Origin of the sequence: Bacillus sp. 1780r2a1 (genome assembly GCA_024134725.1) — a bacterium.
Classification (GTDB): Bacteria; Bacillota; Bacilli; order Bacillales; family Bacillaceae_H; genus Priestia; species Priestia aryabhattai_A.
In genome coordinates this window covers 316,411-329,032 of record CP099863.1, presented here as the reverse complement: position 1 = coordinate 329,032, position 12,622 = coordinate 316,411, and the positions used below count along the sequence as shown (strand labels likewise).

Genomic DNA, 12,622 nt, shown 5'->3' with positions numbered 1-12,622 from the left:
AAGGATGCAAGAGAGGTAGGGCTTGCGTCGTTTAGGTTAAACGATCGTGTGGAATTGATGAACCGCGGCAATGGATAAATCCATATGAGCAGACACAATCAATGCTAATTGTGTCCCAAACAGCAGAGAAAATTTAAATCCTTATTAGTATGGGTTTAATCATAAAATGAATTTGTTTTTACACTTGCACAAAGGCAAGTTACTTAATATGAAAGCTAAAAAAGCGAGCAGGGATTTCCTTGCTCGCTTTTTTCATTTGAATAAATAGTTTTTACTTACCTCTTATTTCTCCGCTAAAACGTCCGCAAATGCTTTTGCATACGGTGGTAAATCTGGTGGACGACGACTTGAGATAATGTGGCCATCAACTACAACTGCTTCGTCATGCCAGATAGCACCAGCATTCTCCATATCATCTTTAATACCAGGCGTACTTGTAACGTTACGGCCTTTTAAAATCTTCGCTGAAATCAATACCCAGCCAGCATGACAAATTTGGCCAATTGGCTTCTTGTGCTCGTCCATATGTTGAACCATTTCAATAACTTCTGGATAGCGGCGCAGTTTATCTGGCGCCCATCCTCCTGGTACTAAGATGGCATCATAATCGTTTGCTTTCACATCGGAAAACGCATAGTCGGACACAGCAGGCACTCCGTATTTTCCTTTATATGTTTCCTTAGCCTTTTCACCAACTAAATGCACCTCAGCTCCTTCTTCACGAAGTCGCATGACAGGATACCATAACTCTAAGTCTTCAAAGTCTTCGCTTACAAGCGCAATTACTTTTTTATTTTCTAAACGCATCTCGACACCTCCACTGTTCAGTATAGCATGTTCTGATTACCCCTTGAAAATGTAAGCTTCTAGTGTGAAAGTGTATTCGACGCGGATTGATTCTTTCTTTTCGATAAAATCCAAACCGTTAGAGCCATCAATACAATTGCAAGTAAGAGCGTTGCAACATGACCGAAAATACCAGCAATTAAAAAAGCTATAAATGCTGAACCTGCATTTACTAGTGCATATGGAAGCTGTGTTTTGACATGATCAATATGGTCACAGCCCGCTCCAGTAGAAGAAAGCACAGTTGTATCTGAAATTGGGGAACAGTGATCTCCAAACATACCTCCCGATAGAACAGCACCAATGCAAACAAGCAGTGGAGCATCAAGCTGAACGGCCATCGGAATTGCTAGCGGCATCATAATCGCAAACGTTCCCCATGATGTTCCAGAAGCAAGTGACATGACTGCCCCAATGGCAAATAGTAAAGCTGGAATTAGAAAAACTGGCAAATTGCCATCAATAACTTCCACTATATAATTAGCTGTTCCCATTTCCTTCATTACCGTTCCAAGCGCCCAAGCTAATACTAACGTCGCTGCCACAACCATCATTTTTTGCATACCTTGAAAATAAATGTCCATCGTTTCAGCAAATTTTTTCACTTTTGAAATGACCAAAAATCCAATTAGCGTAACAGAAGCAAATAAGTACCCCGTCGTTAACGCTATACGAAACGCACTACCCTCCACTTGTTTAAAAGGAAAGCCTAACGAAATCAAAATTCCAAACAGCGTGATAAACAAAACTAGCAAAGGAACAATAATAAAACTCGCCTTGCTCTTTGTCTGCTGAATTTCGTTCATTGCTTCTGATTTTCGCAGTGGAATCGATGTATCCCAATATAGCTTGCCGGTTGTTTGTACTCTCTCTTCTGCTTTCTTCATTGGTCCAATATCAAGCTTTGTCATAACTACCAAAGGTACCATAATAACCGTTAAGATTGAATAAAATTGGAATGGAATAGCTCCCACAAAAGCTTCCCAGTCTGTCATACTTGTTACGTTTGAAGCGTCAAATTCTTTTTGAATAAGTCCCATAATATACACGCCCCAACCGATAAACGGAATTAAAACAGCAACCGGGGACGACGTTGAATCAATAATCCATGCAAGTTTCTCACGTGAAATCTTCATCTTATCAAATACTTTTTCAAAAACTGGTCCTACAATTAAGGGTGTGCCCAAATCTGAGAAAAAGATTAAAATACCGCCTAGCCAAGCTGACACTTGGGTCTTCACACGCGTATTTAACACATGTATGACCTTTTCTGCAAAAGCACCTGCTCCTCCAGATTTCTCTACAAGCGCTACAAATCCACCGATAAACACAAGTAATACTAACACCCCAGCGTTATAACTATCCGTTAACTGAACGAATAAGTAATCACCAATGAATGTTTGAACTGATGCAATTGGTGCTCCTTTTTGTAAAATAACAATCCCGGATAAGGCACCCATGAATAAAGATAAAATAACATTTTTACTAATAAGTGCAAGAACAACAGCTATAAAAGCTGGTATTAACGAAACCCAACCCATGTGTTCCATAAAAAATCCTCCTATATTAATGAATAAATATATAATTATATTAATTATTATTCATTAATAAAAGATATAAATCAACCTTTATTTGAAAATCTATTACTATTTTATTAAAAACAGCTTGCCACTTCTTTTCATGCTATAATGTACGCAATTACATACTACTGTTAAGGAGGCCTATCGTGAGCAAAGGAAAGATTTTAATTGTTGAAGATGAAAAGAAAATTGCAAGACTTATTCAACTTGAACTGGAATATGAAGGATACGAAACTGCCACTGCTCATACCGGTGCAGACGGGCTGTCGTTATTTCAAGGTCAACAATTTGACTTACTCATCCTTGACGTCATGCTTCCAGGATTAAGTGGGCTTGAAGTATTAAGAAGAATACGAGCAAACAACCAGTTCATCCCAGTTATTTTACTAACAGCTCGCGATTCACTTCCTGATAAAATTAGCGGACTTGATTTAGGAGCAAACGATTATATGACAAAGCCATTTGAAATTGAAGAATTGCTCGCCCGAATTCGCGTCTGGCTTCGTCATCAGTCTACTACCGTTGAAGAAAGTTCAATTCTTCAAATTGGCGACTTAACCGTTGACGAAAAAACACGGATAGTCATAAGAGAAGGAAATACCATTGAACTCACGCCAAGGGAATACGATTTACTTGTTTACTTATTAAAAAATAAAAATCAAGTTCTTAGTCGAGAGCAACTTCTGACAAATGTGTGGGGATTTGATTATTATGGAGATACAAACGTAATAGATGTGTATATTCGCTATCTTCGCAAAAAAATTGATGCACCTTATTCAAACCCTTACCTTCATACGGTACGTGGCGTTGGCTACATGCTAAAGGAATAAATAAGATGAAGCTAAAAACGAAAATTACGTTATTTACAACGCTCCTTCTTATCCTGTTGCTTCTTGTAACCAATAGTTCAATCTATTTTATCTTTAAAAAAACCATGACAGACCATGCCATAGAACGCTTAGATAGCCAAGTTAATGATATTGCAGAAGGCTTTAACAGAAGTGGCTCAACCGCTGTTGAACCTCGAAATTTATTCAATGCTTATGTTCCTTTAAACGGGATGATTCGCATTATTGATGAAAATAACAAAACCTTACTAACAACTTTAAAGGATGAGCTATCGCTTCGTAGTTTAAACGCAACCTATCGAACAAACGAACACACTGATGTTACACAGAAATCAGGCGCCATTTATGCAAGTGCATCAATGCCTATTATCTGGACAAACGGTAATGTTGTGAGCCTGGAACTTACCGAGCGATTAGTGGATGTTGAGCAGTCTTTAAGTATTTTACGTATCATTCTAATTGTCGCTTCTTTTATCATTTTAGTTCCAACCGTTATTGGTGGTCGCTTTTTAAGCAAAGTGGTTTTACAGCCAATTCAATCACTTATTCATACAATGGAAGATATTCAAACCTCACGTACCTTTAAACGAATTGCAACGAAGTCATCCTCTAAAGATGAACTTGATCAAATGGCTAGTACGTTTAACAATATGATGGATTTACTTGAAGAAAACTATAAAAAGCAGGAGCAGTTCGTATCCGATGCTTCTCATGAGTTAAAAACACCGCTTACAGTCATTGAAAGCTATGCCAATATGCTCAAGCGCTGGGGAATGAAGCGGCCTGATATACTGGAAGAAGCCGTTGAATCTATTCACTCAGAGTCAATTCGGATGAAAGCTTTAACCGAGCAAATGCTTGTCTTAGCAAAAGATGACTCCCAGCTGGAATTACACATACAGCCCACTGATATTAACACCCTATGTATTGAAACCGGTCGTAGTCTGCAGCAAGCATTCCAGCGAACGATTCATGTAAAGCCTTCAATGCATTCGATTCAAGTTAGTAGTGATGAACAAAAGCTTAAGCAGCTTCTTTATATTTTATTAGATAATGCAATTAAATATAGTGAAGAGTCAGTAGAATTAATCGTCAACGCAGTAGATAAAACATGCCTTATTACCATAATAGATCATGGAATTGGCATTCCAAAAGAGGACTTGACACACGTTTATGAACGCTTTTTTCGTGTTGATAAAGCAAGAAGTCGAGAAACTGGCGGTTCTGGTCTAGGTCTAGCTATTGCATCAAAAATTGTTAAAGCACACCAAGGTACCATTGAGATTGAAAGTGAAGAAGAAAAAGGCACAACTGTACAAATCCGCTTACCAATTCATTTCTCATGAAATTTTAATCTTATTTTAACTTCATTATCATAAACCAATGAGATAATCAGCTGGAGGTGATACTATGAAACGAACACTGATTATGGTTTTAATCGCGCTTGCTGTGGCCATCGGAATTTGGTACTGGGTAACAGCTTTAAACAATACCAGTGCTTCTTCTTTATCAGAAAGCGACGTACAAAGCCTCGTTAAGCAAAAATACGAAGGTCAGATTGATCGAATACAAAAAGTAGACAATCAGTTTCACGTACAGCTTACCAATCAAAACAATACGTATGAAATCATGGTTGATAGAGCTTCTGGTGACATTATCGATTTTTCAAAAGTCAGTGAATCAACGAACGAAGAGAAACCTCGTGCACAGCTCACTCAGGAGCAAGCAAAAAAGAAAGCAGCGGAACGTGTACAAGGTACTGTGGAAAACGTAAAAGAAAGCAATGACCACTATGATATAACAATTAAGAATAATGGCGGCACTCATATTGTGAAAGTCAATCGTTCAGATGGTTCAATCGCAAACGTCTCTACTGCTCAGGAAAATGAACAGTTAACCACTCTTATCAGCAAAGAAGGAGCCAAAAAAATTGCGCTAGAAAAAGTAAAGGGCACCATTTCATCGGTGGAGCTAGAAGATGATGACGATGAGCTTTTATATGAAGTAGAAATTGATCAAAGCCCAAGTGAAGAAGCAACTGTACTTATCGATGCCTATTCTGGTGAAATCGTATCAATTCAGTTTGAGACAGACGATGATTAAAGGCTTATCCTGCTAGTTTTGTAGCACGGATAAGCTTTTTTCTATGAATTATGAGAGCATTTCCTCAAAAACTATCCGATTTCTCATCAAATTCTAATCTTTCTCTCCTTTTCCTTTAATCTTCACTGGATAAGATAAGGATGTAAACAAAACAAGGAGGTTATTGATTATGAAACTTGCGGCAACGTTATTAACGGGAACTTTAGTTTTAGGTGGATTAGGCGCTGGTGCTTACGCTATGACAGATAAACAGCCTTTACAATCCGTATCGGCCAACTCAACAACGATTTCAGAAGAGCAAGCAAAAGAAATTGCGCTAGAACAAACAAATGGTGGTAACATTACAAAGATGAGCGTGGATACAGATGATAGAACGAAAAAATATGAATTTGAAATTATAAATGGTGAGTGGGAATACGATGTAGACGTTGATTTTAACTCTGGAAAAGTAGTAGAGTTTGATCAAGAACGTTTAGATAGCGATGATGACGATGACCGTGATGGCGAGATAAGCATTGAAGAAGCTAAATTTTCATTAGAGGAAGCAACAAAAGTAGCACTAAAAGAGCAAGCTGGAACCATTGTTGAAACAGAGTTAGACCGCGACGATCACCAGCTGCGCTATGAGATTGAAATTCACACTGAGGATAACCGTGAAGTCAATGTTGATATTGACGCTATTAACGGAAACGTATTAAAGGTTGAGTGGGACGATTAATCCCTCTTTTATATAGAAGCGCGCTTAGCTTTATTCTAAGCGCGTTATTTTATATCTTCAGGCCTTAATTGAAAATGAGGATAATCCTTAAATCCTTGCCAGTCTCCTCCCCACTCAAAGCCAAGTTTTTTACCAATTTCAGCTACTTCCATCCAGTCAGATTTACCATTACCATTGCCGTCGTACTCCATGTCCCAAATAATATCGCCATTATCGACTCGCAACGCAAAATCAATCGCTAAACCGTAGTTATGATAAGATTCGCCACCTTTTGAGTACGTGACAATCTGCCCTTCGGTCGTTCGGCCACGGGCATAAAGTTCGTCTTGTTCTTCAAATGAGCGAAAGCCATCCGTAATGACAACATCTATTCCCTGTGCTTTTGCTTTTTCGATAAGCTGATCTCTTTTTTCAGCTACATCGGGATGAAGGTCTGTTGCGTCTTTAAACTCACTTAAACTGGGACCAAAAGGAGAAATAGGCCAATTTTTTTGAACAAAAAAGATTAATCCATACGCAATAATGCCGATTAATAGCAACTTAAGAATTGTCTCTACCGCATTCATGTTTTTATTTATGCTCCTTGCCTATACATGTAATAAATTAAGAATAAGCATAGTATACTCAGCAACGAATGAAAAGAAATTCACTCTTGGAAATATGCTCCTCTCATCTTTTTTAAATCTTTTTGCTACTTTCACCATTTTTTCACTATTGCTGGTTACATTATCAAATGTGAACAACATACTTCTCATATGTTGTTCCTTCATCGGGGAACTTAACATAAAAAGGAGTGAAAAAAATGAACAAGAAGTGGCTCGGCTATGTGTTGGCCAGCAGTTTAACTCTCGGCGCAGTAGCAGCGGTAAACACACCTGTGTTTGCGGCAACAAAAGACAATGTGGGCGAAAATACAATCGTTCAGCGAACAAATCACTACAAAGAAGACGTTCAGCTAGATGCCCAAACGCAAGAAAAAGTGGATGTAGTTATGAACGAGGCAAAAACAAAATTAGAAAAGCTCGGTGTGGTATTTCCCGAGAAAAAAGATCACCCTTTCCACAACTTAACGAAAGAGCAAAAAGAACAGTTTCACAACATTATGGAACAAGTAAAAGATGGTTCTTTAACAAAAGAAGAAGCCTATACTAAGTTAAAAGAGCAAGGTATTAACCTACCTAAAAAAATGCATAAACACCCGCTTTCTAATTTAACTGAAGAGCAAAAAGAGCAAGCGAAAAAGATTATGAATCAAATTAAAGAAGGTTCTATTACGAAAAAAGAAGGTATTGAAAAGCTTAAAGAGCTTGGAATCACTTTCCCAGAACGTGAAGGGCATCTATTACAAGGATTAACAGATGAACAGAAAGTAGAAGCAAGAGCAATTTTACAAGAAACAAAAGAGAAAGTAGAAGATTTAGGTGGAAACTTTCATCATGAAAAGCATAAGCATTTTGTCCAATCGTAAAAACAGAGGCTGATTAAGCCTCTGTTTTTTACATCATTAAGGACCGTACGATCTCTTGGGCTGAGCACTCTTTTACTTTATTGTGACCAATACCCGCCCAAAGGGAAAGATAATTTGCCTCCCCTTGCTTAGCAGCCTTTTTCCGAAGCGGCTGGGTCATATAGTGAACGTGCGGATAGGCTGCTGGAGCGGAGTCAGTATGGGAAAGCAAAAATGTATTTGCCAAACCTCTAGCACGCCTGCCTGTAAAAGCTCGGGTAATGGCCGTCTCTTTGTACGTTTTATTTAATAATGCTTTCTTATAGGTAGAGTTCGCCCCACTTTCCTTACAACAAAGAAAAGCTGTTCCTATTTGAACGGCACTAGCCCCAGCATTCAATACTACCTCTACACCATCTTTGTCCATAATTCCACCGGCAGCAATAAGCGGCAAGCTAGACTGCTTTTTTACAAGATCTATGAGCTCTAAAATTCCATAGTCTTCTTCTTTGCCTTTTTGATTGTTAAAGCTTCCGCGATGGCCACCCGCTTCAATCCCCTGCAAGCAAAGTGCATCCGCCCCTGCTTCAGCTGCCAGCTTGGCTTCTTTTGGTGTTGTTATCGTTACGATAACGACGGTTCCTTTCTTCTGCAATGTTCGAATAACATTTTTTTCTGGACAGCCAAACGTAAAACTAACTAATGGAACAGGATGATTTGCTAAGAGCATAAGTTTATCCTTCCATTCATCGTCATGGTATCTTGGAACACCTATTTCTTCCTGCAACGTAACTGCCGTACTTTTTATACGCTCTTCATACTGTTTGAGGTCATAGTTTCCTTCTTCTTCTGGTACAAATAAATTAACGCCAAATACACCGGGTTGTTGCTTTTGCAGCTGTTCTATTTCTTCTTTTAAAGCAGATGTTGTTTTATAACCTCCGGCAAGAAAGCCCACTCCTCCAGCTTTGCAAACAGCAGCAGCCAGCTTAGGTGTAGATATTCCTCCTGCCATCGGTGCTTGAATTAATGGATATTTGCTGTTAAACATTAATCATTTCACCCTCTCTCTAACGTTATACTCTCCATGTTCTTTACTATCCTCTACGTTTCCTGTTGATAAACAAAAAAACCTATCTGCTTAAGCAGATAGGTTTTTCAAACAACAAGTTAATTTATACATTTAAAAACTTTACGCAAACCGCGTATGGTACATCAACAATTGAGTCTACGAACGTTAACTTGCCAGTTTCTTCATTTCGTTCAAACAACACTAAGTTTCCAGTCTCTTGATTAGATGCCACAATAAATTTTTCCGTTGGATCTAATACGAAATCACGTGGCCAGTCTCCTTTTGTATCCGTCCACTCAACAAACGTAAGTTCATAACCGTCGTTACTAACAGCAAACGTTGCAATAGTATTATGCCCACGGTTTCCAGCATAGACGAAACGGCCATCTGATGAGATATGAACCGCACTTCCTTGGCTATTTTCAGTAAAATCTGCTGGTAAAGTTGCAATTGCTTGTAGTTGTGTAAAGCTCCCATCTTGAGCGTTATATTCTAACACTAACACTTCATTGCTTAGCTCTGTCATCACATACGCATACTTGCCATTTGGATGGAACGTTAAATGTCTTGGTCCAGCGCCAGGTGATGTGTTAAACGTTTGAGCTTTTGTTAATTTCCCTTCTTTTCCAACAGCATACGTGATGATTTCATCTGTGCCAAGATCCACCGCTACAGCGTACTTACCGTCTGGCGTAAAATCTGAATAGTGAGCGTGTGGTTTTTCTTGACGATCTTTGTTCGGGCCTTCTCCTTCATGTTGCATAACTGAAGCAGCTGGCCACACTTCTCCGCTTTGAGAAGAAGTTACGTATGATTCAATACTTCCTCGATGGTAATTAGCAGTTAACACCTGGTCATTGTTATCGTTAACTGCCACATAACACGGTGAAGGTCCTTCAAGCATTTGGTTATTAATAAATGTTAAATCGCCGTTTTCAGGATTGATTTTGTAAGAAGCTACGCCTCCTTTATCTCCCTCTTTTACAACAGCATATAAGTATTCATTGTTCTTGCTAATATTCACATATGTAGGGTTATCAATTTTAGCTACTGCTCGTACATCCCTTAATTCCTTTTTCTCTGCATCAAATGTAAATGTGTAAACTCCTTCACTTGAACCTTTTGTATACGTTCCAACGTAACCGATAAACGTTTTTCCTCGAGTCATCGCTGCATACCCTCCTAAATTATTGATTCTATCTTTTAACTATATCATAACTATAGCGCAAGTCTCATTTTTACTCTCCCCTGAATGGTCTTTTTACAAACATGAAATCAAGCGGGTTTCTTGCTTTTTTAGTTTAGGGAGCGTTATCATAAAATTTGGATTAAACTTAGTTTGGATTTTTAAATCCATTTTAGATATAGAGAATATACACTCAAAAGGAGGAGTTTACTTGATTTCATTAAAAAGTGAACGCGAAATCAACTTAATGCATGAAGCAGGTAAGTTATTAGCTCAATGTCATAAAGAGATTGAACAAATGATTAAACCAGGTATTACAACGCATCAAATTGATCAATTTGTTGAAAGCTTTTTAGAAAAACACGGTGCTACGCCAGAGCAAAAGGGATATAAAGGATACCAGTTCGCCACATGTGCATCGTTGAACGATGAGATTTGTCACGGCTTTCCAACGAAGCAACCTCTAAAAAATGGAGATATTGTGACTATCGATATGGTGGTTAACTTAAATGGTGCTTTAGCCGATTCAGCATGGACTCATAAGGTGGGGGAAATCTCTGATGAAGCAAAGCGCTTGATGGATGTAACGTACAACGCATTATATAAAGGTATAGAGCAAGCACAGGTAGGAAATCGCACAGGTGATATTGGGTATGCTATCCAATCTTATGTGGAAGGAGAAGGCTTTTCCGTTGTTCGTGACTTTACTGGACACGGCATTGGTAACACAATGCATGAGGAACCAACCATTTTTCACTATGGCAAACCTGGGAAAGGACCTCGTTTAAAAGAAGGAATGGTTATTACAATTGAACCAATGGTAAACGTAGGAACTTGGCAATCCAAAATGGATAAAAACGGATGGACAGCGCGTACAACAGATGGAAAACTATCTGCGCAGTACGAGCATACCATTGCAATTACGAAAGAGGGGCCGGTTATTTTAACCGAACAATAAATTAAAAGACTGCCTGAACATCAGGCAGTCTTTTAATTTATTGGCAACGTCAGCATAAACGTTGTTCCTTTTTCAGATGTTTCCACTAATTCAATATCTCCACCGTGATTTTGAAGAATTGTCTTTACAATGGTCAAACCTAATCCCGTGCCGTTTTCCTTCGATGTATTAAACGGATGAAAGATATTCTTTTGAACCTCTTCTGGGATGCCCGTGCCACTATCTTTTAGATAAATGCAGTATTGATTTCTCTTCACCATTCCGGTGATTTCCATCCTACCGGCCCCGTTCATAGCTTCTAAGCTATTTCGTAGCAAATTATGAACCACTTGCTTTATTTGTTTATCATCAATCCAAACCATTGCTTTTTCCATCTGTACTTGAATCATAAAGGATTGATTATTAGCGGTAATAAACGAAATAATCTCTTCTAATACATAATCAATTCTCTTTGCTTTCATAACGGGTGCTCCTGGTTTTGCAAGCATCAGCATTTCTTCTACAATTGAATTGATTCGCTCAAGCTCTTTAAGCAATAGCTCAACCTGAAACGATTTTCGATCCTCTATAGAAAGCCCGTGGTTCATAAGTGATAAAAAGCCATGAATAACCGCTAGTGGATTACGAATTTCATGAGCTGCTCCTGCAGCTAATTCTCCTACTAATGCTAGTTTCTCTGATTGATGCATTCGACGTTCTAACTGCTGCGTATCAGTGATATCAATGAAGTGAAAAATCCGACCGACCACATTGTTTTCATCATTCACTAGCTGTGATTGAGAAACCAGCAGGCAGCGTTCTTCTTGGTTTAGCTGGTACGTTACTTTTTGATGTCTTTTTACTTTTTTCTCACGTAAAATACGCCAAAATGCTTCGTTCTCGTTTCCTTCATAATGTAAAGCATGCTGAACATCGCTTAAGCTAATCATTAACATCTTTTTTACTGCTCCATTTAAGAAAAGATGATTATTGTAATGATCAACTGTAATAATACCCACAGGCAATGAGTTTAATATTTGCTCACGGTATGTCTTCTCTGACGTTATCTTATGAAAAGACTCAGAAAGATTTTGAGACATCTTGTTGATTGATTTGCTTAGTCTAAGAAACTCGACTTGCTGCTCTTCTTCTAGTCGTAATCCGTATTCACCATCAGCAATCCGATTGACTCGTGCAGTCATGCTTTCCACAGGTTTGGTCAACATTCTGCTCATACGGTAGGAAATAAAAATTGACAAGAATACAATGACAACCATTGAAATTAATAATCCAATTAGTGCATTCCGAATAATAAGCGGCAAATCACTAGACAGTTCACCTAAGGAATTTGATACATCTTTCTTTTGATCATGAATCTCGCCTTGTACTTTATATAGCTGAGGCAAATAAACCTCTTCAAGATAAGTAGCAACTGCTTCTTGATCTCCGTAATCAATTAACCCTGCAACATTATTATTCATTTGAAAATCGAGCAGTTCAATTTGCTCTTTCAATTGTTGGAGCGATGCTGGAAAAGCCAATTTATCATTTTCTACTTTGCTTATTGCGTGATTACCATATTGCTTATATTCTGTTACTACGCTTGTACAGCAATTATCTCTTTCTAGATTGTTTGAAACAATATATTGCTTAACATGAAGCTCTTCATCCCAATGAGAAAGCCAAACTAACTCTGGAATTTCTTCATTTTTTAATCTTTGGCTAACATGACTCAAATCATCGATTGAATATACAAAAATAAACGACAGGCTGCTCAACAACAAGGCAATAACCAAGAGTGAACTCAGGATTTTACTCCGAAACGAAAGCTTACTTATCACATTCTTCATAATCATCTCTTTCTTTGTATACTTTCTATATTGCT

At 38.3% G+C, this 12,622-nt stretch carries 12 protein-coding genes; 6 read left to right on the top strand and 6 right to left on the bottom strand.

Translation table 11 applies throughout. The features are described from left to right. Positions 1-282: 282 nt before the first annotated feature. Together NIZ91_01800 and NIZ91_01795 are read right to left on the bottom strand one after the other, a co-directional pair. Positions 283-807: a type 1 glutamine amidotransferase gene (locus NIZ91_01800; GenBank protein USY55442.1), complete on the bottom strand. Its 525-nt coding sequence runs from the start codon at positions 805-807 to the stop codon at positions 283-285. Between the two features lie 59 nt (positions 808-866). Further along, positions 867-2,396: a sodium:proton exchanger gene (locus NIZ91_01795; protein ID USY55441.1), complete on the bottom strand. Its 1,530-nt coding sequence runs from the start codon at positions 2,394-2,396 to the stop codon at positions 867-869. A gap of 176 nt (positions 2,397-2,572) precedes the next feature. Here NIZ91_01795 and NIZ91_01790 point away from each other — a divergent pair, with 176 nt between their 5' ends. From NIZ91_01790 to NIZ91_01775, 4 genes are all read left to right on the top strand, one after another. Continuing rightward, complete coding sequence (locus tag NIZ91_01790; GenBank protein ID USY55440.1) at positions 2,573-3,256, top strand: response regulator transcription factor; 684 nt, start codon at positions 2,573-2,575, stop codon at positions 3,254-3,256. A gap of 5 nt (positions 3,257-3,261) precedes the next feature. Next, positions 3,262-4,620, top strand: coding sequence for a HAMP domain-containing histidine kinase (locus NIZ91_01785; protein USY55439.1), 1,359 nt, complete (start codon positions 3,262-3,264; stop codon positions 4,618-4,620). Positions 4,621-4,684: 64 nt separating this feature from the next. Continuing rightward, positions 4,685-5,377 (top strand): PepSY domain-containing protein, encoded by a 693-nt coding sequence (locus NIZ91_01780; GenBank protein USY55438.1) that lies wholly within the window; start codon positions 4,685-4,687, stop codon positions 5,375-5,377. A 169-nt stretch (positions 5,378-5,546) separates the two neighbouring features. Beyond that, on the top strand, positions 5,547-6,095 hold the full coding sequence (locus tag NIZ91_01775; protein ID USY55437.1) for a PepSY domain-containing protein: 549 nt from the start codon (positions 5,547-5,549) through the stop codon (positions 6,093-6,095). A 44-nt stretch (positions 6,096-6,139) separates the two neighbouring features. Here the strand turns inward: NIZ91_01775 and NIZ91_01770 are convergent, their stop codons facing one another. Then, positions 6,140-6,661, bottom strand: coding sequence for a M15 family metallopeptidase (locus NIZ91_01770; GenBank protein ID USY55436.1), 522 nt, complete (start codon positions 6,659-6,661; stop codon positions 6,140-6,142). 236 nt (positions 6,662-6,897) lie between these two features. Between NIZ91_01770 and NIZ91_01765 the strand changes: the two genes are divergently transcribed. Continuing rightward, positions 6,898-7,563 carry a hypothetical protein gene (locus NIZ91_01765; protein ID USY55435.1) on the top strand — a complete coding sequence of 222 codons (666 nt, stop codon included), beginning with the start codon at positions 6,898-6,900 and terminating at the stop codon, positions 7,561-7,563. A 28-nt stretch (positions 7,564-7,591) separates the two neighbouring features. Here the strand turns inward: NIZ91_01765 and NIZ91_01760 are convergent, their stop codons facing one another. After that, positions 7,592-8,593: a nitronate monooxygenase gene (locus NIZ91_01760; GenBank protein ID USY55434.1), complete on the bottom strand. Its 1,002-nt coding sequence runs from the start codon at positions 8,591-8,593 to the stop codon at positions 7,592-7,594. Between the two features lie 124 nt (positions 8,594-8,717). Beyond that, the gene (locus NIZ91_01755) at positions 8,718-9,782 is read right to left on the bottom strand and encodes a lactonase family protein (GenBank protein USY55433.1); all 1,065 of its coding nucleotides are present in this window, start codon (positions 9,780-9,782) and stop codon (positions 8,718-8,720) included. Positions 9,783-10,011: 229 nt separating this feature from the next. Between NIZ91_01755 and map the strand changes: the two genes are divergently transcribed. After that, positions 10,012-10,758, top strand: a complete 747-nt coding sequence (gene map / locus NIZ91_01750) for a type I methionyl aminopeptidase (GenBank protein USY55432.1) — start codon at positions 10,012-10,014, stop codon at positions 10,756-10,758. Positions 10,759-10,790: 32 nt separating this feature from the next. Here the strand turns inward: map and NIZ91_01745 are convergent, their stop codons facing one another. After that, on the bottom strand, positions 10,791-12,587 hold the full coding sequence (locus tag NIZ91_01745) for an ATP-binding protein (GenBank protein ID USY55431.1): 1,797 nt from the start codon (positions 12,585-12,587) through the stop codon (positions 10,791-10,793). Positions 12,588-12,622: the final 35 nt, after the last annotated feature.